18 protein-coding genes are annotated in these 23222 nt (G+C 65.4%); 6 read left to right on the top strand and 12 right to left on the bottom strand.

Annotated elements, in window-relative coordinates; translation table 11 throughout:
- The first annotated feature begins 102 nt into the window (after window positions 1–102).
- A complete protein-coding gene (locus ACTJLC_RS04815) occupies window positions 103–591 on the top strand; it encodes a Dps family protein (protein ID WP_073428224.1) in 489 nt (162 codons plus the stop codon).
- 243 nt (window positions 592–834) lie between these two features.
- The gene (gene ubiA / locus ACTJLC_RS04810; protein WP_114161902.1) at window positions 835–1698 is read left to right on the top strand and encodes a 4-hydroxybenzoate octaprenyltransferase; all 864 of its coding nucleotides are present in this window, start codon (window positions 835–837) and stop codon (window positions 1696–1698) included.
- A gap of 223 nt (window positions 1699–1921) precedes the next feature.
- Here ubiA and proC read toward each other — a convergent pair whose 3' ends face one another.
- From proC to ACTJLC_RS04780, 6 genes are all read right to left on the bottom strand, one after another.
- Window positions 1922–2737: a pyrroline-5-carboxylate reductase gene (gene proC / locus ACTJLC_RS04805; RefSeq protein WP_310130519.1), complete on the bottom strand. Its 816-nt coding sequence runs from the start codon at window positions 2735–2737 to the stop codon at window positions 1922–1924.
- Window positions 2738–2791: 54 nt separating this feature from the next.
- Window positions 2792–3490, bottom strand: coding sequence for a YggS family pyridoxal phosphate-dependent enzyme (locus ACTJLC_RS04800; RefSeq protein WP_083084565.1), 699 nt, complete (start codon window positions 3488–3490; stop codon window positions 2792–2794).
- Window positions 3491–3518: 28 nt separating this feature from the next.
- The gene (gene glcF, locus ACTJLC_RS04795) at window positions 3519–4745 is read right to left on the bottom strand and encodes a glycolate oxidase subunit GlcF (RefSeq protein WP_114161904.1); all 1227 of its coding nucleotides are present in this window, start codon (window positions 4743–4745) and stop codon (window positions 3519–3521) included.
- A gap of 8 nt (window positions 4746–4753) precedes the next feature.
- On the bottom strand, window positions 4754–5842 hold the full coding sequence (glcE, locus tag ACTJLC_RS04790; protein ID WP_440843308.1) for a glycolate oxidase subunit GlcE: 1089 nt from the start codon (window positions 5840–5842) through the stop codon (window positions 4754–4756).
- Between the two features lie 163 nt (window positions 5843–6005).
- On the bottom strand, window positions 6006–7499 hold the full coding sequence (locus ACTJLC_RS04785) for an FAD-linked oxidase C-terminal domain-containing protein (protein WP_114161905.1): 1494 nt from the start codon (window positions 7497–7499) through the stop codon (window positions 6006–6008).
- Between the two features lie 84 nt (window positions 7500–7583).
- A complete protein-coding gene (locus ACTJLC_RS04780) occupies window positions 7584–8999 on the bottom strand; it encodes an FAD-linked oxidase C-terminal domain-containing protein (protein WP_073428301.1) in 1416 nt (471 codons plus the stop codon).
- Between the two features lie 241 nt (window positions 9000–9240).
- Here ACTJLC_RS04780 and ACTJLC_RS04775 point away from each other — a divergent pair, with 241 nt between their 5' ends.
- Both ACTJLC_RS04775 and hmpA read left to right on the top strand, forming a co-directional pair.
- Complete coding sequence (locus tag ACTJLC_RS04775) at window positions 9241–9795, top strand: cob(I)yrinic acid a,c-diamide adenosyltransferase (protein WP_114161906.1); 555 nt, start codon at window positions 9241–9243, stop codon at window positions 9793–9795.
- Between the two features lie 84 nt (window positions 9796–9879).
- Window positions 9880–11085: an NO-inducible flavohemoprotein gene (hmpA, locus tag ACTJLC_RS04770; protein WP_073428217.1), complete on the top strand. Its 1206-nt coding sequence runs from the start codon at window positions 9880–9882 to the stop codon at window positions 11083–11085.
- 58 nt (window positions 11086–11143) lie between these two features.
- On the opposite strand, the gene ACTJLC_RS04765 is transcribed toward hmpA, so the two are convergent.
- The 3 genes from ACTJLC_RS04765 to aroG form a co-directional block, all read right to left on the bottom strand.
- Window positions 11144–11476: a helix-turn-helix domain-containing protein gene (locus ACTJLC_RS04765; protein ID WP_073428216.1), complete on the bottom strand. Its 333-nt coding sequence runs from the start codon at window positions 11474–11476 to the stop codon at window positions 11144–11146.
- 2 nt (window positions 11477–11478) lie between these two features.
- The gene (locus ACTJLC_RS04760; protein WP_073428215.1) at window positions 11479–11817 is read right to left on the bottom strand and encodes a type II toxin-antitoxin system RelE/ParE family toxin; all 339 of its coding nucleotides are present in this window, start codon (window positions 11815–11817) and stop codon (window positions 11479–11481) included.
- A 201-nt stretch (window positions 11818–12018) separates the two neighbouring features.
- The gene (aroG, locus tag ACTJLC_RS04755) at window positions 12019–13092 is read right to left on the bottom strand and encodes a 3-deoxy-7-phosphoheptulonate synthase AroG (protein WP_083084561.1); all 1074 of its coding nucleotides are present in this window, start codon (window positions 13090–13092) and stop codon (window positions 12019–12021) included.
- A 56-nt stretch (window positions 13093–13148) separates the two neighbouring features.
- Between aroG and ACTJLC_RS04750 the strand changes: the two genes are divergently transcribed.
- Complete coding sequence (locus tag ACTJLC_RS04750) at window positions 13149–13382, top strand: hypothetical protein (RefSeq protein WP_161553678.1); 234 nt, start codon at window positions 13149–13151, stop codon at window positions 13380–13382.
- Window positions 13383–13487: 105 nt separating this feature from the next.
- Here the strand turns inward: ACTJLC_RS04750 and tldD are convergent, their stop codons facing one another.
- The 3 genes from tldD to ACTJLC_RS04735 form a co-directional block, all read right to left on the bottom strand.
- Complete coding sequence (tldD, locus tag ACTJLC_RS04745; protein WP_073428213.1) at window positions 13488–14954, bottom strand: metalloprotease TldD; 1467 nt, start codon at window positions 14952–14954, stop codon at window positions 13488–13490.
- 104 nt (window positions 14955–15058) lie between these two features.
- A complete protein-coding gene (locus ACTJLC_RS04740) occupies window positions 15059–15913 on the bottom strand; it encodes a carbon-nitrogen hydrolase family protein (RefSeq protein ID WP_073428212.1) in 855 nt (284 codons plus the stop codon).
- A 129-nt stretch (window positions 15914–16042) separates the two neighbouring features.
- A complete protein-coding gene (locus ACTJLC_RS04735) occupies window positions 16043–20227 on the bottom strand; it encodes a YhdP family protein (RefSeq protein ID WP_114161907.1) in 4185 nt (1394 codons plus the stop codon).
- A 186-nt stretch (window positions 20228–20413) separates the two neighbouring features.
- On the opposite strand from ACTJLC_RS04735, the gene glnE reads away from it, so the two are divergent.
- Window positions 20414–23206, top strand: coding sequence for a bifunctional [glutamate--ammonia ligase]-adenylyl-L-tyrosine phosphorylase/[glutamate--ammonia-ligase] adenylyltransferase (gene glnE, locus ACTJLC_RS04730; protein ID WP_114161908.1), 2793 nt, complete (start codon window positions 20414–20416; stop codon window positions 23204–23206).
- Window positions 23207–23222 lie beyond the last annotated feature (16 nt).

Raw genomic sequence — 23222 nt, 5'->3', positions numbered from 1 at the left:
CACCTTTCTAAGATAAACTGTCGAGCGTTCGATGTTTCCGGTTTGTCATTCGCAAACCGTTAGTTTGCCGACCGGTTCGTATCACTCTTCAAAGGAGTCATCATGGCCAAGAAAGAAGCCGTACAGCATGTCAACATCGGGATCAGCGACAAGGATCGCAAGAAGATCGCGGAAGGTTTGTCGCATCTGCTCGCCGACACCTACACGCTGTATCTGAAGACCCACAACTTTCACTGGAACGTCACGGGTCCGATGTTCAACACGCTGCACCTGATGTTCGAAACGCAGTACAACGAGTTGGCGCTGGCGGTGGATTCGATCGCCGAACGTATTCGCGCGCTGGGTGTCCACGCGCCGGGCAGCTACAAGGATTTCGCCAAGCTGTCGTCGATTCCCGAAGCGGACGGCGTGCCGGCTGCCGAGGAAATGATCCGCCAGTTGGTGGAAGGTCAGGAAGCCGTGGTGCGTACCGCGCGCGCGATTTTCCCGTCGACGGAAGCCGCCAACGACGAACCGACCGCCGACCTGCTGACGCAACGCATGCAGACGCATGAGAAAACCGCGTGGATGCTGCGTTCGATGCTGGCTTGAGCGGTTGATCCGCTTGAGCGGCGGCGTGCGGATTCATCGACCGGCGCTTCGGCGTGTGTGATGAATCCAGACGGAGCCTCCCTTTACGGGAGGCTTTTGTTTTTTTACGGGGCGGATTTCGGCTTCGACGCTGGCGTTCGCTCCTGCGTCGGCGCCGAGCGCGTGACCGTCGTCCTGCCGAAGCTCCCCGCAGCCCGCATCCCGTAAAATAGCCGCACATCTCCGCATTCCACCGAATCCGCCATGTTCGCCCGACTTCCCCTGTATTTGCGCCTCGTGCGCATGGACAAGCCGATCGGCAGCCTGCTGCTGCTGTGGCCCACGCTCAACGCGCTGTGGATCGCCTCCGACGGTCATCCGTCGTGGCCGCTGCTGGTGATCTTCACGGTGGGCACGGTGCTGATGCGCTCGGCCGGTTGCGCAATAAACGACTATGCGGATCGCGATTTCGACCGCTACGTGAAGCGCACCGAAAACCGTCCGATCACCTCGGGCAAGATCAAGGCATGGGAAGCGGTGGCGCTCGCGGCGGGCCTGTCCCTGCTGGCCTTTCTGCTGATCCTGCCGCTCAATACGCTGACCAAGGAGCTGTCCGTCGCCGCGTTGTTCGTCGCCGGTTCGTATCCGTTCACGAAGCGTTTCTTCGCGATTCCGCAGGCATACCTCGGCATCGCGTTCGGCTTCGGCATTCCGATGGCGTTCGCCGCGATTCAGGACCACGTGCCGATGCTCGCCTGGGTGATGCTGTTGGCCAACGTGTTCTGGTCGGTCGCGTACGACACCGAATACGCGATGGTCGATCGCGACGACGACATCAAGATCGGCATCCGCACCTCGGCGCTGACCTTCGGGCGCTTCGACGTGACCGCGATCATGCTGTGCTATGCGGCAACGCTGGGGATTTACGTCGGCATCGGCGTACTGCTCGGTTTCGGCGTGCTGTACTGGCTGGGATGGGCGGCGGCGGCGGGCTGCGCGATCTATCACTACACGCTGATCCGCAACCGCGAGCGGATGGCCTGCTTCGCGGCGTTCCGGCATAACAACTGGCTGGGCGGCGCGCTGTTTGCCGGCATCGCCGCGCATTACGCGGCGGCTTCGTTCTAGTTTTTCAGCGCTGTGTTCGCGTTGCCTTTGTGCCGCGCACGCCGCCTCGGTTCGAATCCACTTCTGTTCTAACTGCTCGTCGGCGCGGAGCGCGACGACCGCGCTAACCGCTCTGATCGCCGGCCGAATCCGTCAGCTAATTTCGAGGCGCCGCGTCCTGCGGCGCACTTTTCCTGACTGACTGCCTGATCCGCGCTTAACGCGTCGAGCGCACCAACCGCGCTTACTGCTTGCCGAACTCGTCGCCCATTTCCTTGGCACGCGCATCGGCGGCCAGCACGCCGCGCACGATTGCATCCTTGATGCCGCTCGCGTCGAACGACGCCAGCGCGGCTGCGGTGGTGCCGCCCTTCGACGTCACACGTTCGCGCAGCACGGACGGCGGCTCGTCCGAGTTCGCGGCGAGTTGCGCCGCGCCGGTGAAGGTCGCCACCGCCAGCGCGCGGCCTTGCGCTTCGTTCATGCCGAGCTGGCGCGCGGCTTCCTGCAACGCTTCGATGAAATGGAACACGTAGGCCGGGCCGCTACCCGAGATGGCGGTGACCGCGTCGATCTTCGCTTCGTCGTCGAACCAGACGGTTTCGCCCACCGCGCCGAGCACCTGCGACGCCAATGCGCGGCCCGCTTCGTCGACGCTGCGCGTGGCGGTGAGACCGGCCACGCCCATGCCGATCAGCGCCGGCGTATTCGGCATCACGCGCACGATGCGGCTGTGGCCGTTCAGCCAGCGCGACATATCGTCCATGCGAATCCCGGCGACGATGCTGATCGCCAGTTGCGACGCGTTCAAGTGCGGCGCCAGCGCCTCGGCGACGCTCTTCAGGATCTGCGGCTTCACCGCCAGCACGACGGCGTCATACGACGCGAGCGCGGCGTCCGCCGCGGCGCCGGTCCGGATGCCGAACTGCTGCTCGTTGCGCTTGCGCGCGTCCTCGTTGGGATCGATCGCATAGAGATCGGCGGGCGCGACGCCACGTTTGATGAGGCCGCCGATCAACGCCGCAGCCATGTTGCCGCCGCCGATAAAAGCAATTTTCATGATGGTCCGAAAGAAGTTCCGTTGAGAGCCCGCCTGGGTTCGAACAAGCAAGGGTCAGTGAGAGTAATCCCGCGCGCCGAAGATCGCGGTGCCGACGCGCACGATCGTCGCGCCTTCCAGCACGGCCGCCTCCAGGTCGCTCGACATGCCCATCGAAAGGGTATCGAGCGGCAGACCGTTCTCGCGCAGGCGCTCGAACAGTTCGCGCAAGCGGCGATGCGGCACACGTTGCTCGTCGATGCCGCCGGCCGGTTCCGGAATCGCCATCAAGCCGCGCAAACGCAGCTTCGGCAGCGCGGCGATCGCCTGCGCGACTTCCACCGCCTCGGCCATGCTCACGCCGCTTTTCGACGCCTCGCCGCTGATGTTGACTTGCAAGCACACGTTCAGCGGCGGCAGATTGTCCGGCCGCTGCTCCGACAAGCGTTGTGCGATCTTCAAGCGGTCGACCGAATGCACCCAGTCGAAATGCTCGGCGACCGGCCGCGTCTTGTTCGATTGCAACGGTCCGATGAAATGCCATTCGAGCGCGGCGCGCAAATCGGCCAGCGCTTCGATTTTCGCAATGGCTTCCTGCACGTAGTTCTCGCCGAACGCGCGCTGGCCCGCGTCGTAGGCGGCGCGCACGTCTTCGGCGGGAAAGGTCTTGGAAACCGCGAGCAGGTCGATGGTGCGCGCGTCGCGTCCGGCCGCGTGCGCGGCGGCCGCGATGCGCTGCCGCACCGCTTCGAGGTGGTGAATCAGATCGGACATGGAACGGATCCGGAGGGCGATGACCGGATTATACGGACAGCATGTGCTCGACCAGTTCGATCCAGTGCGCGACCGGCGTGGACGTGCCGCTTTGCAGATGCGCGATGCAGCCGACGTTCGACGACACGATCACCTGCGGTTCCTGCGCATGGAGCCGCTCGAGCTTCTGGTCGCGCAACGCATACGAGAGCTTGGGCTGCGTGAGCGAGTAAGTGCCGGCCGAGCCGCAGCACAAGTGGCTATCCGTGGGAAGACGCACTTCGACGCCGAGCGCCGTCAGCAGATGCTCGACCTTGCCGCGCACCTGCTGACCGTGCTGCAACGTGCAGGGCGGATGAAACGCCACCGTGTGAACCGAGCGGCGCCTCGTGGCCGCGATCAGGCTTTCCTCGAACTCCGGCAAGATCTCCGCGATGTCGCGCGTCAGTTCGACGATGCGGCGCGCCTTCTCCGCGTAGGCCGGATCGTGGCGCAACAGGTGCGCGTATTCCTTGACCGTCGCGCCGCAACCGGACGCGTTCATCACGATCGCTTCCACGCCGTTTTCAACCTGGGGCCACCATGCGTCGATGTTCGCACGCAGATCGTCGAGCGCTTCGTCGTTGTAGCCGAGATGCAGGCGGATCGCGCCGCAGCAGCCGGCTTCGGGCGCGACCACGGTCTCGATGCCGAGCGCGTCGAGCACCCGCGCGGTCGCCGTATTGACGTTCGGCATCATCGACGGTTGCACGCAGCCCGCCAGCATTAGCATCTTGCGCGAATGTTTCGCGCTCGGCCATTCGAGCGGACGCTGCCGCGCGGGCACCTTGTCGCGCAGCTTCTTCGGCAGGAGCGGGCGGACATGCTGACCGAGCCGCATGGCCGGCGTAAACAGCGCGCTGTTCGGCACGAAGCTCGCGAGGAACCGCCGCACCACCCGCTGACCGAACGGTCGCGTGACTTTTTCCTCGGTGAGCTTGCGGCCGATTTCCACCAGCCGGCCGTATTGCACGCCCGACGGACACGTGGTTTCGCAGTTGCGGCAAGTGAGGCAGCGGTCCAGATGAACCTGCGTGCTGCGCGTGACCGGCGCGCCCTCGACCATCTGCTTGATCAGATAAATGCGTCCGCGCGGGCCGTCGAGTTCGTCGCCCAGCAATTGATAGGTCGGGCAGGTGGCCGTGCAGAAACCGCAGTGCACGCAATTGCGCAGGATGGCGTCGGCTTCGTCGCCGTCGGGCGTATTGCGAATGAAGTCCGCGAGGTTGGTTTGCATCGCGTCGCTTAGAAGTCGGGGTAGAGACGGCCGCGATTGAAGATGCGGGCTGGATCGAAGGCCGCTTTCAGGCCGCGATGGATTTTCATCAGCGGCGCGGGCAGCGGCGTGAACACGCCGGTGCTGCGGTCATAGCCGTGGCCGGTGCGGAAAATGGTGGCGTGGCCGCCCGCCTGCTTGGCGCTGATGCGCACGGTTTGCGCGTCGGTGTCGGTGATCCACCAGCGCTGGGCGCCGCCCCATTCCATCAACTGCGCGCCCGGCAACTGCATGGGCTCGGTGATCGACGGCAGCGCGAGGCGCCACAGCGCGGCCTTTGGCGGAATCGCCGAGAAAAACAGGTCGGTCTGTTCGCGCAGGCCCGCCCAGAAGCGTTCCGCCTCGACCGCATCGACGACTTCGCCGCCAAGCGTCGTGCGCGCTGTCTTGACGGCGCTTTCCGCGCCGGCCAGCCGCACGGCCAAGGTGCCGTGACGCCATGCGCTCGCGGTGATCGGCAGCGGCAGGCCGCCCCATTCGTTGAGCTTGCGGACCGCGTCGGTGCCGTTCATATCGAACTTGAGGGTCGTTTCGGCCTGCGGCAGCGGCAACACCTTGACGGACAATTCGAGGATCAGCCCTAGCGTGCCGAGCGAGCCCGCCATCAGGCGCGAGACGTCGTAACCGGCGACGTTCTTCACCACTTGCCCGCCGAAACGCAGCGTCTGCCCCTGGCCGTTCATGACGACGGCGCCGAGCACGAAGTCGCGCGCCGCGCCCGCAGCCGGGCGGCGCGGACCGGCGATGCCCGCCGCGATGCAGCCGCCGAAGGTGGCCTGCGGCCCGAAGTGCGGCGGCTCGAACGCGAGCATCTGATGGTGTTCGGCGAGCGCCGCCTCGAGCTCCAGCAAAGGCGTGCCCGCGCGCGCGGTGATGACCAGTTCGGCCGGATCGTACGCGATGATGCCGCGATAGGCGCGCGTGTCGAGGATCTCACCTTCCAGCGCCTGACCGTACCAGTCCTTCGTGCCGCCGCCACGGATGCGCAACGCGCGTCCCGCGGCGCTGGCCGAACGCACGCGTTCGGACCAAACGGCGACGATGTCGTCCTCTTCCATGGTGTCCTGCTTCATTGTGTTTCGTTTGATTGTACCGGCCGGGAGCGCGCTGACAACCCGGAGCGGACCCGCATCGGGTAATCAGGGTGAACGCCGGAAAGCCCCGCCAGAGCGGGCTATGCGCGCTGCGTCAGTTCGCCATGGGTGAGCGGAAACCCATGAGTTAAAACCGCGGAAGGTCGGGATGCGGCAGCAAGCCGCCGCGCACGTGCATCTTGCCGTATTCGGCGCAGCGCGCTCGGGTGGGAATGCCCTTGTCGGGGTTGAGCAGGCCCGGCGCGTCGAAGGCGCGCTTGACCGCGTGGAACGTGTCGCGCTCCTCGGGCGAGAACTGCACGCACATCGAGTTGATTTTCTCGATGCCGACGCCGTGTTCGCCCGTTATCGTGCCGCCGAGTTCGACGCAGGTTTCGAGGATGTCGCTACCGAACGCTTCCGCGCGGTGCCACTCGTCCCGGTCGTTGCCGTTGAACAGGATCAGCGGATGCATGTTGCCGTCGCCGGCGTGAAAGACGTTGATGCAGCGCAGGCCGTATTTCTTCTCCATCGCTTCGATGCGCGCGAGCAGCGGGCCGATACTGCGGCGCGGCACCGTGCCGTCCATGCAGTAGTAGTCCGGTGAAATGCGGCCCGCGGCCGGAAACGCGTTCTTGCGCCCGGACCAGAAGCGCAGCCGCTCGTTCTCCGAGCGGGAAATCTGGATGCGGGTGGCGCCCTGTTCACGCAGCACCGCCGTCATGCGCACGATTTCGTCGGCGACTTCTTCGGGCGTGCCGTCCGATTCGCAGAGCAGGATCGCGGCTGCGTCCAGGTCGTAGCCCGCATGGACGAATTCCTCCACCGCGCGCGTGGCCGGTTTGTCCATCATCTCCAGGCCCGCCGGGATGATGCCCGCGGCAATGATGCCGGCCACCGCGTCGCCGCCTTTCACGACGTCGTCGAAACTGGCCATGATGACCTGCGCCGTTTGCGGCTTCGGGATCAGCTTGACGGTGACCTCGGTGACGATCGCGAACATGCCTTCGCTGCCGATCAACACCGCGAGCAGATCGAGGCCGGGCGCGTCAGGCCCGAGCGAGCCGAATTCGACGATTTCGCCTTCCATCGTCACGGCGCGAACGCGCAGCACGTTGTGCACCGTGAGGCCGTACTTGAGGCAGTGCACGCCGCCGGAATTCTCGGAGACGTTGCCGCCGATCGTGCAGGCGATCTGCGACGACGGATCCGGCGCGTAGTACAAGCCATAGGGCGCGGCGGCCTCGGAAATCGACAGATTGCGCACGCCCGGCTGGACCGTGGCGGTACGCGCGTAGGAGTCGACCTCGACGATCTTGCGAAAGCGCGCGAGCGACACCACCACGCCGTGGCGAATCGGCATCGCGCCGCCGGACAAACCGGTGCCCGCGCCGCGCGGCACGATCGGCACGTCGAGGCGGTGGCAGATCTGCACGATGCGCTGCACCTGCGATTCCGTCTCCGGCAACGCGACCGCCAGCGGCAGACGCCGGTAGGCGGCAAGCCCGTCGCAGTCGTAGGCGACGGTGTCTTCCTCGCGATATAGCAAACAGTGGGTCGGCAACACGGCCATCAGCGCCTGCACGACTTCGCGCTGGCGCTGGGCGAGTACGTCGGCCGTCAGTTCAGCGGGTGCGTTCATGTGGGTTGTCTCCTCGTGTCGCTCACCCGGCGTGCTCGTCGGGTTCGATGCGGCGGCGGCGCCGCTGCCGCGCCTGGAAATGCCTCAAGCCGCCCAGGAAAAGATCTTGCCGGGGTTCATGAGATTGCGCGGATCGAGCGCGTGTTTGATCGAGCGCATGGTATCCACCGCGACTTCGCCGTGTTCCTCGAGCAGGAAGCCCATCTTGTGCAGGCCGACGCCATGCTCGCCCGTGCAGGTGCCGTCCATGCGCAGCGCGCGTTGCACGATGCGCTGGTTCAGACGCTCCGCTTCGACGAGTTCTTCGGGCTTTTCCGGATCGATCAGGATCGCCACGTGGAAGTTGCCGTCGCCGACATGGCCGACGATCGGGCAGGGCAGCGGCGACGCCTTCAGATCCTGCTCGGTTTCCACCACGCATTCGGCGAGGCGCGAGATCGGCACGCAGACGTCGGTCGTGACCGCGCGGCAACCGGGCTTCAGTTGCAGCATCGCGAAATAAGCGTTGTGGCGCGCGTTCCACAGGCGGCTGCGGTCTTCCGGTCGAGTCGCCCATTCGAAACCCTCGCCGGCATTCTGCGCGGCGATTTCCTGCACCAGCTCGGCTTGCTCCTTGACGCCGGCCTCGGTGCCGTGGAATTCGAAGAACAGCGTGGGCGCCTCGCGCAGCGTCAGATTCGAATGGCGATTAATCGAGCGGATCGCGAGCGAGTCGACGAACTCGACGCGCGCGATCGGCACGCCGATCTGGATCGTTTCGATGACGGCGCGCACCGCATCGCCCATGGACGGGAATGCGCATACCGCGGCGGACACCGCTTCCGGCAGCGGATAGAGACGCACGGTGATTTCGGTGATCACGCCGAGCGTGCCTTCCGAGCCCACGAACAGACGCGTGAGGTCGTATCCGGCCGCCGACTTGCGCGCCCGCGTGCCGGTCTTGATCACGCGGCCGTCGGCCAGCACCACGGTCAGCCCGAGCACGTTCTCGCGCATCGTGCCGTAGCGCACGGCGTTGGTGCCCGAGGCGCGCGTGGCCGACATGCCGCCGATGCTCGCGTCCGCGCCGGGGTCGATGGGGAAGAACAGCCCTGTGTCGCGCAGCGCTTCGTTCAGTTGCTTGCGCGAGATGCCGGGCTCGACGGTGACGGTGAGGTCTTCCGCGTTGATCGACAGCACGCGGTTCATTTCCGACAAGTCGATCGACACGCCGCCTTGCACCGCCAGCAGGTGCCCTTCGAGCGAGGAGCCGTTGCCGTAGGGGATGATCGGCACGTCATGCTGCGCGCATAGCTTGACGATGGTCTGCACTTCCTCGGTCGTGCGCGCGAATACGACGGCGTCGGGCAACTGGGGATCGAAGGGTGATTCATCGCGGCCATGATGGGCGCGCACGGCTTCGGCAATCGACACGCGTTCGCCGAAAGCGGCGTTCAGCGCGCTCAGCAACTCAGCGGGAAACGGCCGGCGCAACGGAGCCGATGGCTCGGGATGGTTCACGCATGTCTCCTGATATAGGGTGGCAGAGCTGGTTTGCAGCAGGCGTTTCATTTTACGCCGATCGCCTTCTGGCCGGCGTCGGGACCGGCTTGCGCTTCTATAATGGCGGCGACCTCGCGATGCGCGCAATATGGATAAACGCGGTGGCTTGTCCGCTGGCTTATCCGGCCGGGTGGCCGATGCGCCGGATGGAATGGCCGGCGCCGCGCGGACGCATCGTTACTAAATGCACGGAGACATCATGGGCAACCGCTTGAGCAAGATCGCCACCCGCACCGGCGACGACGGCACCACCGGTCTCGGCGACGGCCGCCGCGTGCGCAAGGACAGCGCGCGCATCGCGGCGATCGGCGACGTCGACGAACTCAATTCGAACCTCGGCGTGCTGCTGTGCGAGACACTGCCGGACGAAGTGCGAGCGGCGCTCGTCGCGATTCAGCACGATCTGTTCGATCTGGGCGGCGAGCTTTGCATCCCCGGCCACACCATGATCACCGACCAACATCTCGGCCAGCTCGACGATTGGCTCGCCGACTACAACGCGACGCTGCCGCCATTGAAGGAATTCATTCTGCCGGCGGGCTCGCGCGCGGCCGCGCTCGCGCACGTGTGCCGCACGGTGTGCCGGCGCGCGGAGCGGGCGATCGTCGCGCTGGGCGAAATCGAAGCGATCAATCCGGCGCCGCGCCAGTATGTGAACCGCTTGTCCGATCTTCTGTTTGTGCTGGCGCGCGTGCTGAATCGCGCGGACGGCGGCGCGGACGTACTGTGGCAGCACGACCGCGGGGCCGGATAGGCGCATTGGTGGCCCTGTGACAATCTGTCCGGGCAAGTCTTTTCTTAAAGAGGTATTCTACGCGCATCTTTAGGAGAAAGCCTGATGACCACGCTCACCGCTGACCAGATCGCCCGCGTCAAAGCCACTGTTCCCGTGCTCGCCGAACACGGCACCATCATCACCAAGCACTTTTACAAGCGCATGTTCGCGCACCACCCCGAGTTGAAGAACGTGTTCAACCAGACCCACCAGAAGAGCGGCAATCAGCCGGAAACGCTGGCGAAAGCGGTGTATGCGTATGCAGCCAATATCGACAATCTCGGCGCCCTCGGCCCGACGGTCTCGCGGATCGCGCATAAGCACGCCAGCCTGAATATCCGCCCGGAGCAGTACCCGATCGTGGGCCGCCACCTGCTCGGCGCGATCGTCGATGTGCTCGGCGACGCGGTCGATCAGGAAACGCTCAGTGCATGGCAAGCCGCGTACGGGCAGTTGGCCAATATCTTCATCGGCACCGAGGCGAAGCTGTACGACGGCGCCGCGTGGACCGGCTTCCGGCCGTTCAAGGTCGCCCGCAAGGAAGTGGAGAGCGACGAGATCACGTCGTTCTATCTGACTCCCGCCGACGGCTCGCCGGCCTGCGGTTTCGAACCCGGCCAATATCTGAGCGTGAAGCGCTTTGTCGATGAACTGGGTGTTGACCAGCCGCGGCAATACAGTTTGTCGGATGCGCCCAACGGCAAGTGGCTGCGCATTTCGGTGAAGCGCGAAGCCGGCCGCGAGGACACGGCGCCGGGCCACGTATCGAACCTGATGCACGACGGAGTGGAAGTGGGCGAGGTGGTGCATGTGAGCGCGCCGATGGGCGACTTCACGCTCGACCGCAAGAAGACGACCCCGGTGGTGCTGATGAGCGGCGGCGTGGGCGTGACGCCGATGACCTCGATGCTGTCCACGTTGTTGGCCGAGAAGAGCGAGCGTAGCGTGACCTTCGTGCATGCGTGCCGCAATGGCCGGGTACACGCATTCCGTCAGTGGCTTAACGATACGGTTACAGCGCACCCGAACGTGACCCGCGCAGTGTTCTATGAAGCTGTTGAAGCGACCGACCGCCTCGGCGTCGACTACGATTTCGAAGGCCGTCTCGACGTGACGAAAATCGCCGACAAGGTGATCGTGCCCGATGCGGATTACTACATCTGCGGGCCGCTGCCGTTCATGCGCGCGCAGTGCGATGCGCTGGCCGCGCTCGGCGTGGACGCTGCGCGAATCCACACCGAAGTGTTCGGTTCAGGCGCCGTTCAGTAAGGCAAGACGCATGGCAAACCGCTCCGGGCGAAAGCCCGCCGCGCAGCTTGCCATGCTCTTACCCGACCGCCAGCGTGACTGGCTTGCCGATCCGGCTCATCATTTCGACGAGCGTGTCGATGGTGAACTTGGTGGTCTTCTTGTTCACCACGTCGGACACACGCGGGCGCGACACCATCAGAATCTCGGCGGCCTCGGCCTGCTTCAAATGATGCTGTTCGATCCAGCTTGAGAGCTCGGTCATCAACTGCTCCTTGAGCAGCCGCGTGTCGTTGATCTGTTTCTGCGATGCCGCGTGCAGGCGCTTCGCCTCTTCGGCGGAGAAGCCGAGCTCGAGGAACAGATTGGCACCGGGCTTGGTTACGTGACGGACTTTGGCATCGATCGTCATTTTCAAATTTTCCTCTCAGTCATGATGGCGCGATAACGCGTCTCGGCAATCTGTTTATCGTGCGGACTCAGCTTCTGCGTTTTCTTCTGGAAGCAATGCAACACATAGAGCGCTTCCACGAACTTGGTCACATACATGACGCGATAGATGCCGTCCGCTTCCTTGATGCGAATCTCGCGGGTTCCTGCGCCGATCGAATCAAATGGCTTCCAGTCGTCAGGGTCGAGCCCTGCCTGGATCTTGCCCAATTGAAACCCTGCCCGCCGACGCGGCTCTTCGGGAAAAGCGAGTAAATCGCGGTAGCTGGAGCCCATCCAGCGAATTTCTTTTTCCTGCTCCATAGCCGCCTTTCATGTACAAAATTGTATACGCAACACCTCGGCCCGGTCAAGTCAATTTCGACCCGGCGGCGAGCCCGGCAACGAGTTGTTACGGTACAGAGGCGGCAGGCGGCGCACCATTCGTCCGTTCGGCTAACAAAAAAGCCCGGCTCGATTGAGCCGGGCTTTCTAAACTAACTTGCAGCGATCGAGCGGGTTTTCTCAGTTGCCGCTGCCGCGCGCAATACGCCGTTGCTTGACCGCGTCGGCGAGACCTTCCAGCACGGCTACGCTTTCGTCCCAGCCGATGCATGCATCGGTAATGCTTTGCCCATAGGTCAACTGGCAGCCTTCCTGCAGATCCTGGCGGCCCGCCACGAGGTGCGATTCCACCATCACGCCGACGATCCGTTCGTCACCCGAAGCGATTTGCCGGCCGATGTCCGCGCACACCGGAATCTGATTCTCGTGCTTCTTCGAACTGTTCGCGTGGCTCGCGTCGATCATCAGGCGCGCGGCGAGACCGGCCTTGCCGATGTCGGCGCACGCGGCATTGACGCTGTCCGCGTCGTAGTTCGGCGTCTTGCCGCCGCGCAGGATGATGTGGCAGTCCTCGTTGCCGGCGGTCGAGACGATCGCCGAGTGGCCGCCCTTCGTGACCGACAGGAAATGGTGCGGCTGCGAGGCGGCCTTGATCGCGTCGACGGCGATCTTCACGTTGCCGTCGGTGCCGTTCTTGAAGCCGACCGGGCACGACAGTCCCGAAGCGAGTTCACGGTGCACCTGCGACTCGGTGGTCCGCGCGCCGATCGCGCCCCACGAGATCAGATCCGCGATGTATTGCGGGCTGATCATGTCGAGGTATTCGGTGCCGGCCGGCAGACCGAGTTCGTTGATGCGCAACAGCAGTTCGCGCGCGGTGCGCAGACCGTCGTTGATCTTGAAGCTGTTGTCCATGTGCGGGTCGTTGATGAGACCCTTCCAGCCCACCGTCGTGCGCGGCTTTTCGAAGTACACGCGCATCACGATTTCGAGCTCGCCGGCGAAGCGCTTGCGCTGTTCGACGAGACGACCCGCGTATTCGAGCGCCGCCTTCGTGTCGTGAATCGAGCACGGTCCGATGACGACGATCAGACGGTCTTCCATGCCGTGCAGAATGCGATGCATCGCGTTGCGCGAGTTGTAGATGACGTCGGACACCGTTTCATCGCAAGCGAATTCGCGGATCAGATGAGCGGGGGGCGTGAGTTCTTTCAATTCGCGAATGCGGACATCGTCGGTGTTGTGCGGGGGCATGTTGTTCTCCTGAATCGGTTCGTAGCGTGTTCGCGCGGGTAACGAGGGCTGCGGCAATGAGCAGCGATGCACGCGCGGACGACAATCAAAAAAGTTGCAACGACAAAAGTTCTAACGGCATGGGGCGAAAAAAAACCGCCAGACTCGCTGGCGGTTTTTCGGGAATTCTCGGTGTCTTGCGTGCACTAACACCCCTCTCGATCCGCCAGCGGTCTGAGATGCCAAAAAAAGTAAAAGTAAAACTTGGCGGACATGGCGAAATGAGGTCGCTGGTCAAAAAGGGTGAGTGACTTTATAACCCCTACAGGCTCGACTGGCAAGCCGGAAGGCGTAAAAATGCGGAAATTCCGCATACTTCGCGCATTTTATGCACGAAGTATGCGTTTTATCTGGATTCAGGCGGTGCCGCCGACGGTCATGCGGTCGATGCGCAGCGTCGGCTGGCCGACGCCGACCGGCACGCTTTGGCCTTCCTTGCCGCACACGCCCACGCCCGAATCGAGCTTCATGTCGTTGCCGATCATGCTGACGTATTTGAGCGACTCGGGGCCGCTGCCGATCAGCGTCGCGCCCTTGACCGGGTAAGTGACCTTGCCGTTTTCGATCATGTACGCCTCGGAGGCCGAGAACACGAACTTGCCGTTGGTGATGTCGACCTGGCCGCCGCCGAAGTTCACCGCGTACAAACCGTTTTTCACGGAGGCGATGATTTCCCGCGGGTCCTTGTCGCCGTTGAGCATGTACGTGTTGGTCATGCGCGGCATCGGCAGCGCGGCGTACGATTCGCGGCGCGCGTTGCCCGTGACCGGCATTTTCATCAGACGCGCGTTCAGCGTGTCCTGAATGTAGCCTTTCAGGATGCCGTCCTCGATCAGCGTCGTGCATTGCGTCGGATTGCCCTCGTCGTCGATATTGAGCGAGCCGCGGCGGTTCGGCAGCGTGCCGTCGTCGACCACCGTGACGCCCTTGGCCGCAACCTGTTCGCCGATCCGCCCCGCGAACGCCGACGAACCCTTGCGGTTGAAGTCGCCCTCCAGCCCGTGGCCGATCGCCTCGTGCAGCAGCACGCCGGGCCAGCCCGGTCCGAGCACCACGGTCATCGCGCCGGCCGGCGCCGGGCGGGCGTCGAGGTTCACGAGCGCTGCGTGCACCGCGTCGTCGACATAGCCCGACAGTACTTCGTCGGTGAAATAGCCGTAGTCGAAGCGGCCGCCGCCGCCGCCGCTGCCGATTTCGCGGCGGCCGTTCTGTTCGGCGATCACCGTGACCGACACGCGCACCAGCGGACGGATGTCGGCCGCGAAGCCGCCGTCGCTGCGCGCGACCAGCACGACGTCGTACTCGCCGGCAAGGCCAGCCATGACTTGCTGAATACGCGGATCGCGACCGCGCGCCATCTGTTCGACGCGCTCGAGCAGCTTGACCTTGGCGGTGGCGTCGAGCGAATGCAGCGGGTCGGACGGCAGATACAGGTCGCGGCCGGCGATGCCCGTCAGCGACGACGCCACCTTGATCTTCTGCTTGCCGCCGCCGGCCTTGGCGATTGCGCGTGTGGCGATGGCCGCCTGGCGGATCGCTTCGGGCGAGAGGTCGTCCGAATAGGCGAAAGCGGTGCGATCGCCCGACACGGCGCGCACGCCGACGCCCTGGTCGATGCTGAAACTGCCCGACTTCACGATACCCTCTTCGAGACTCCACGCTTCGCTGCGCGTAGCCTGGAAGTACAGGTCGGCGTAGTCGATCTTGTGCGTGAAGATTTCGGCGAGCGTGCGGGTGAGCAGGGATTCGTCGAGGCCGTAGGGCGTCAGGAGGATGTCCTTGGCGGTGGCGAGATTACGGATACCGGGTTCGATGATGTTCATGCGAAGTATGTTCTGCTCGATACGAAGGATTCGGTTAGCGCCACGCTCGCTATATGAGTGGCAGGCGCCGCAGTTTCAACGTCTTGATGCGTCAGGTCAATGAGTCAACTCAGCACGCGGTGACGCCAGGCGGGCAGGCTTTGCCGCACTTCGTCGATGCGCGCACGCTCGAGATCGCCGGCGACCACGCCCGCGCCCTCGTCGCGCACCGCGACGATTTCGCCCCACGGGTCGATCAGCATGCTGTGGCCCCAGGTACGGCGGCCGTTTTCATGTTTGCCGCCTTGCGCGGCGGCCAGCACGTAGCACTGGTTCTCGACCGCCCGGGCGCGCAGCAGCATCTCCCAGTGCGCGCGGCCGGTGGTGTAAGTGAACGCGGACGGCACCACGATCAGCGCGCAATCGCCCATGCGGCGGTACAGCTCGGGAAAGCGCAAATCGTAGCAGACCGACAGGCCGACCCGGCCGAACGGCGCCTCGAAGGTGCGGACCTCGCCGCCGGGACAGATGGTGCGCGCCTCGTCGAACGATTCCTCGCCTTTTTCGAAGTTGAACAGATGGATCTTGTCGTAGCGGGCGGCTTCGTTGCCTTGCGGATCGAACACCAGCGTGGTGTTCAGCACGCGCGACGCTTCGGGTGCCATCAGCGGCAGCGTGCCGCCGATCACCCAGAGCTGGTGACGGCGTGCGGCGTCGGCGAGAAAGCGCTGGACCGGGCCGTCCTGATAGGCTTCGCGCACGGCGAGCTTGTCCGTGTCCTTGAAGCCCATGAAGCAGAAGTATTCGGGGAGCAGGACGAGCTGCGCGCCGTCGGCGGCGGCCTCGGCGATCAACCGGTCCGCTTCGGCCAGATTGCGCTCGCGCTCGGGCGTGCTCACCATTTGCAGCGCGGCGACGCGAAAGACGCTTGCGGAAGATCCGCTGGACGACGGCAATGAAGAGACGTGTGTTTCGCTCATGAGCGTTTCGAGAAACTCCCGGCAAGGCGGCGGCGCGAATCGCTCGGGCCGCGGACGTCGTTCAAGGCTGGCTGCGGCCGGGCGGCGCGGCGCCTGGTTTTTTCGGCCGAACGAGGGGTCGAATAAAGCTCAATGCGCTTGCACGGCCGAAGCCGGAGCGTCCATCTTACCGCGATCGCCCTTCACCCGCTCGATGTGCGGTTTCGACCACGAACCGGTGATCGCGTACTCCCGCGAAAACGCGTGCGAGATCGACTGGCTGAACGCCAGATCGGCCACCAGCGCGCCCAGGCCGAGCAGCGGATTGATCACGGTCGCGGCGATCACGGCGGCGCCAGCGCTGACCGTCGGCACGATCTGAACGTGCAGATTCTGCGTCTCCTGGGCGAGATCGACCGAGCCCTTCATGTCGACGCGAGCCGGCGCCGTCACCATCTCGAAGTTCTCCGTGCGGCCGATGCCGTTGCGGACCTGGGCGGTCCCGGTCACGTGTTCGAACGGCAGACCTTCGCCGATCACGTCGCGGAAATTCAGCGTGGCGAAGCGCGCGAGGCTTTGCAGACTCAGCACGCCCAGCAGCTTGGCGACGCCCGGGTCGACCTTGAGAATCTGCCCGTGGCGCAGATCGACGGCCAGGTTGCCGTTGAGCGTCGGATAGTCGATGGCGGTCGGGCCGCCGCGCCACACCATCTTGCCGGAGAGCGAACCGCTGCCCGACTTCAGCGTGCGCGGCTGGCCGAAGCGTTCGAGCAGCGCGCCCGCGTCCTTGATGTCGAGCTTGAAATCGAACACCGTGCGGCGCGGCGTCGTTTCGTCGGCGGCGCTGCCGAGGCCCGTCGAGGTGCGCCAGTTCGCGGTGGCGGTCAGCGTGGCGGCGGCGTTGGTGATGCCGAGCTTGTCGAGTTGCCAGACCGGCACGCCGTCCTCGTCGAAGTTGTGCGCGTTCACTTCGAGACGGCCGACGTTGCGATCGCGGAAGATCAACTCGTTGACCACCAGATCGATCGACGGCATGTTCTGCGCGGGAGCGGAGATCGCCTGGCCGAGCAGGTCCTTGTCGGCGACCGAAGGAATCACCACGCGCGCGAAGCGCGCCTGCAGCGTGCCCGGCGATTCCTTGCTGGGGCCCGGCAGCCACGACACGTGGCCGGATACCTGATTCGACGCGATGTTGGCCTGCCATTTGCCGTCCGCATGCGACGCGCCGACGATCACGCTGTCCCAGTGGCGCTTGAGCAGCGTCAGCGTGCCGATGTGCAGCGCGAAGCGGTTGGGCAGGAACTGCGTGAGGATCGGGTTCGGCGCGGCCGGCGGCGCGGCGGCGGGTGCTTCCTTGTTGCGCATCTGCGCCACGAGCGCGCGCCAGGCGTCGGCGTCGAATGCCTCGACGTCGACGGCCGCGATCACGCCTTCGGACGGCAACTCCGCAGGCTTGTTGACGCCGATCGCGCCGCGCACGACGGTGGGCGCCGCCTTCGGCTGGTAGCCCAGCAGGTAGGCGGCGGCGACCGGGCCGAACGTGAGATCGGCGCGTTCCAGGCCGGTCTCGCCCGGCGCCGCCGACGGCCTGACGGCAAAGCGCAACGGCATCGGCGTGCCGACCGGCTTGTTGAACGGCGCGGGGAAGTCGAGCGCGAGACCGGTGAGGTCGGAGTTCGCCGTCACGTCCGGCAACCGGCCTTTCGCGCCGCGCACGGTCAGCGCATACGGCGCGCTGCCGCTCATGCGCGCGAGCACCTCGGCGGCCGGACCATGCAGATTCAGATCGCGCGCCGCATCGACGGCAATGTGGCCGCCGAGGTCGAGCGCATAGGTGCCGTCCTTTTTCAGCCCGCCGCTCGCATGCACGTCGCCGCCGAGGAACTGGCCGGAGAGCCGATCCGCCTGAGCCGTATATTCGGTGAAGCGCACCTTGCCGTTCAGTCGCGACAGCGGCGGCACGTTCTCGACCGTCAGCCGGTTGTTCTGGAAACCGACCGCGCCTTCCACGGCGATATGCGGCTTCGGCGTGCGCGGCACCGTCAGCTTGAGCGCGAGCGACGCCGGCCCTTCGGCGCGCACTTTCTCGGTTTCGTGCTTCGCCATGATGCCGAGCGAGCTTTCGTTGACGTAGTCGAGCATGTCGGCGAGCGGCCCGCGGCCGTCGCCCTGAATGACCAGGTTCGACGCCTTGGTGCCGAGATCGTCGATCTTGCCGTTGACGCCCATCAGCGCGACCTGCTTGTAATGCGCGCGGTCGATGTCGAAGCGCAACATGTTCTGGCTCAACTCGAACACGCCGTCGATGCCGTCGAGCGGCGGCCACACGTTCGGCGTGCCGTTTTTCATCGTGCGCGGCGGGTACGGCGAGGGATCGAACTTGCCGCCCTTGAACGGCGCGACGATATGAAAGATGCCGGCCTCCGGGTCGCGCGAGTAGGGGAACCTGGTCAGATCGCCGTGCACCTCGATGGTCGCGCCCTTCGATACGCCCGCTTGCAGCCCATGGCCGAGATAAATGCGCAGCTTCTCGCTGATGCTGGTCGGGAGATAGCGGACGATGCGCGTCACCTGCGCGCGCTCGAAGTCGGCTTTCAGGTCGAGCGCGCCGCGGCCGTGGCCGGGGTTGCTGTAGTCGGCGGTGGCGCTGGCCGCGACGTCCGCATTGGCGACGCTGAGATGGGCCACCTTCACGGCAAAGGCCGGGTGGTTTTCGCCGGGCGCCTTCGGCGTGATGGTCCAGTCGGCGCGGCCTTGCAGACGGTCGAACTTCAGGCGCGGATCGTCGAACACGCCCGGCAGCGTGATCGCGACGTTGGATGTGTCGAGTATCGCGGTGCCGCGCTTTTCGTCCGCATCGACGCTGCCCCACAGGTTTTCGATGCCCGGTATGCCCGCGCGCGGGTGATTGCGCAGCGTGAGCCCCGGCGGCGGTTCCTGCGCGGCCACGCTGATGCCTTGCAGGTCGCCCTTGAAACGATAGCGCTCGATCGGCTCGGTCCCGCTCGCGAGATGGTCGCTGCCCGCCTCGCCGGATTCGGGTTTGCCGCGCTCGACCTCGATCACATAATTGGCGACCAGCCCGCGCGGATTGAAGCGCACGAGACCGTTCAGCAGGCGCCGCGGCAGCGGCAGCGCGCGGCTGAATTCGGCGAGGATGCCCAGGTCGACGCGGTCGCCGCTCACGCTGAGCAACTGGCCGCGCTGCTGCGTGGCGGTGCGAAAGCGTCCGCTCAACGTCGACAGCGCGAGGATGCGGGTGAGCGAGGTGCCGTCGTCGAGCGGCGGCTGGCCGAGCTCGGCGTGCAGGTCGTTCAATTGCAGCTTGTAGTCGCCCTGGTCGGCTTCGAGGCGCCATGAAAAATGAGCAACCGGCAGCAGCAGCTTGGGCTGTGTGGGGCGCACTCGCAGGGCGACGTCCGTGCCGGCCAACTGCCCGCTCGCCGCCTTCATGCGGCCGTCGGCGAAGTCGGCCCAGATCGCGTTGTCGATGCGGCCGGCAAACGTCTCGATCGGGAATTTGACATAGCGCGCGAGCATCGGCAGATCGACCGGGCCCGTCGAGACATACACCTGGCCCTTCCAGTTGACCGGCGCGCCGATCTCGGAGAGACGCGCGTGTTTGAAGTTCGTGCGGAAGTCGATCGGGCCGCGCAGGACCTGGCCGTCGGCGGGAGCCTGCAACGCCAGCCGGTGATCGTAGCCGTCGTTGAGAATCGCGATGCGGATGTCGCGCAGCGCGAGTTCCGGTGCGTCGCGCTGGGCATCGCGCCAGCGCAGCACGCCGCCGCGCACGACGATCGCCTGTTGCCGCAGTAGCCAGGTCGTCAACGTGGCGTTGCCGCTATGCCGGGTCGGCACGGGCACGCCCGCCACCGACAGCACGCCGTCGCCGGCGCGCGAGACCAATACGTCCGGCTTGTCGACGATCAGGCTGGAGAGCGCTGGACGAAACTGCCAGAGCGACTTCCACGAGAGCGTGGCGGTGGCGTGCGGAATCGTCAGCGCCGGTTTGCCCTCGCGGTCGCGAATGACGAGATCGGTGATGTCGAGGCCGGGCTGAAAGCCGCTCCAGAGAGGCGCGAGCTTGCCGATGGTGAACTGCGCATGCAGCTTCTCGGAGACGGTGGCTTCGATGCGCGGCCGGAACGAATCGGCACGCGGCAACACCACATAGCGCAAACCGAGGAACAGACCCGTCGCAATGAAGTAGAGAACGAGGGCGAGCGCAAGGACGACATGCAAGGTCCGGCGCAGCACGACGTGATCGCTTCCGCTCGCAGGCCGGACCTGCCCGGTTTCGTGCGGGTCGGCGGATTCGTTTCGCTCGGGCATGCTGCGGCGGGTGGGCGTATGGTAGTTTTGCGAATTAACGACGAAATGTAACACACGGGCAAGCGTCGGCAGTACTTCCTGCAAAGCCAGTCTGCATGCGCCTCGCGACGTTCGCAAGGACGCCGGAACCGTGTGCCGCGATGAACTGAACCACGCTAATCAAGCAACGAGCGAGCCAGATCCTTGATGACTGACGCCACACTACTGAGTTCCAACTATTCGCATTACGCGGCGCGTGCGGTGGCGGCCCGTCCGCGACTCGCGGCGCACGTGGCGGCGCTTGCCGCCATGCCGCTGACCCGTGAGCGCATCGACGCGCGCTTTGACGCGCTGTGCGCCGAAGCCGCCGGCGCGAGCGGCGCTCCGTTGAGCGAGGACGCGCTCAAGCGGGCCTTGCGGCAGTTGCGCACCGAGGTGTTCTGCGCCGTGATGGAGCGCGATCTGACCGGCGAGGCGGACGTCGCCGAAGTCACCGGGGCAATGACCGATCTGGCGGAGACGACGATCCAGCGCGCGCTCGCGGTGTTGTCCGCCGAACTGGAAACGTTGTACGGCGAGCCGCGCGGACCGCAAGGCGAGCGGCTTGCGCTCGGCGTCGTGGGCATGGGCAAGCTCGGCGGGCGCGAGTTGAATGTGTCGTCGGACATCGATCTGATCTTCGTCTACGAAGAGGACGGCGAGACCGCGGGCGGCCAGCGCGCGCCGATCCCCACTCAGGATTTTTTCACGCGCCTCGGCAAGCGCCTGATCGGCGCACTCGCCGAAGTCACCGCGGATGGTTATGTGTTCCGCGTCGACATGCGCTTGCGGCCGAACGGCGACTCGGGGCCGCTCGTCTCCAGTCTCGGCATGCTCGAAGAGTATTTCTACGTGCAGGGCCGCGAGTGGGAGCGCTATGCGTGGATCAAGGGCCGGCTCGTGTCCGAAGGCGCGAGCGACGCGGCGCGGCGATTGCAGAAGCAGCTCGACGCGATCGTCACGCCGTTCGTCTATCGGCGCTATCTCGACTTCGGCGTGATCAGCGCGATTCGCGCGCTCCATCTGCAGATTCGCCAGGAGGCGCAGCGCCGTGCGTCGATGCGGCCGGACAAGGCCGACGACATCAAGCTCGGGCGCGGCGGCATCCGCGAGATCGAATTCAGCGCGCAGGTGTTTCAGTTGATTCGCGGCGGCCAGGACGCCGGTTTCCGGGTGCGGCCGACGCTTGCCGTCTTGCGCTATGCGGCCACGCATGGGCTGATCGACTCGGCGGTCTGCGTGAAGCTCTCGCAGGCCTATCGCTTCCTGCGCGAACTCGAGCATCGGCTCCAGTACCGCAACGATGCGCAGACCCACGCGATGCCGGTCGATGCCGAGGAGCGCGCGGCGCTCGCTCGCGCGATGGGTTGCGATAGTTATGCCGCGCTGATGACGAAGCTCGACGCGCACCGCGAATTCGTCGAGCAGCAGTTCGACCAGATTTTCGCCGACAAGGTGAGCGGCCGCGACGGCTGCGGCGCGCCCGAAGACGGCGCCGCCGCGTGGGTGTGGAGCAGCGCGCTCGCCGACGACAGCGCGGAAGATGCCCTGCGGGCGCGCCTCACCGAACTCGGCGTTGCCGAGCCGGGCGAATTGCTCGCGCGGCTGCGCGGGGTGTGGCAGTCGTCGCGTTATGCGGGGCTGGCCGAGCGCAGCCGGCAACGCTTCGACATCGTCGCGCAGCGCGCGCTCGATGCCGCTCGCACGCTGGAGCCGCCCGAGCGGCGCGGCGACACGGTGGCGCGCCTGTTCGATCTGCTCGAGGCGGTGGGCCGGCGCGGCGCGTATCTGGCGTTGCTGACCGAATATCCGCAAGCGCTGCACCAGGTGCTGTCGGTGCTGGGCGCCTCGCGCTGGGCCGCGGGCTACCTGATCCGGCATCCCCAGTTGCTCGACGAACTGCTGGACGACGAGGCGATCAACAGTCCGTTCGACTGGCCCGAGTTCAAGCGCTCGCTGCGCGTGCGCCTCGCCGCCGCCGACGGCGTCGAGCAGCAGATGGATCTATTGCGCCACGCTCACCAGGCCGAGGTGTTTCGTATCCTGCTGATCGACCTCGCGGGCAAGCTGAGCGTCGAGCATGTGAGCGACCGCCTGTCCGAACTCGCCGACGCCGTGCTCGACGTCACGCTCGAAGCGGTCTGGAAGCAGTTGCCCAAACGCCACCGCGAGGCGCCGCGCTTCGCGGTGATCGCCTACGGCAAGCTGGGCGGCAAGGAACTGGGCTACGCGTCCGACCTCGACGTGATCTTCCTTTACGACGATCCCGACGATGCCGCAGCCGACGTCTATTCCACCTATACCCGCCGCCTCATCACATGGCTCACGACCGCGACCGGCGCCGGCACGCTATTCGACGTCGACTTGCGCTTGCGGCCGAACGGCGAGTCGGGTCTGCTCGTTACCGATCTGGACGCGTTCCGCCGCTACCAGTTGCGCGAGGGCGACGCGGCGAATACCGCCTGGGTCTGGGAGCACCAGGCATTGAGCCGCGCGCGGTACTGCGCGGGCGATGCCGAGATCGGCGCGAAGTTCGAGGCGATCCGCGAACAGGTGCTCACGACGCAGCGCGAAGCCGCGCCGCTTGCGAACGAGATCGTGGAGATGCGTGAGCGCGTCGAGGCGGGGCATCCGAACCCCACGCCGCTGTTCGATCTGAAGCACGACCGCGGCGGCATGGTCGATATCGAATTCGCCGTGCAGTACTGGGTGCTGTTGCACGCGGCGAGCGATCCCGCGCTGATCCGCAACACCGGCAACATCGCGCTGCTGCGCGAAGTGTCGGGCCTTGGCTTGATGAGCGAGGCGGAAGCGGAGACGGTCGGCGCGGCTTATCGCACTTACCGCAAGTTGCAGCACAAGCTGCGGCTGGACGGGATGGAGAAGGCGCGGGTCGATCCGGCGTTGGTTGCCGCCGAACGGAAGGCGGTGCTGGCGCTGTGGAAGCGGGTGTTCGGGTGAGGGGTAAGGCGCTGCG

The organism is Paraburkholderia sp. 22099 (assembly GCF_052045835.1).
In the GTDB taxonomy this organism is placed as follows: Bacteria; Pseudomonadota; Gammaproteobacteria; order Burkholderiales; family Burkholderiaceae; genus Paraburkholderia; species Paraburkholderia terricola.
This window is presented reverse-complemented; position numbering and strand designations above follow the sequence as displayed.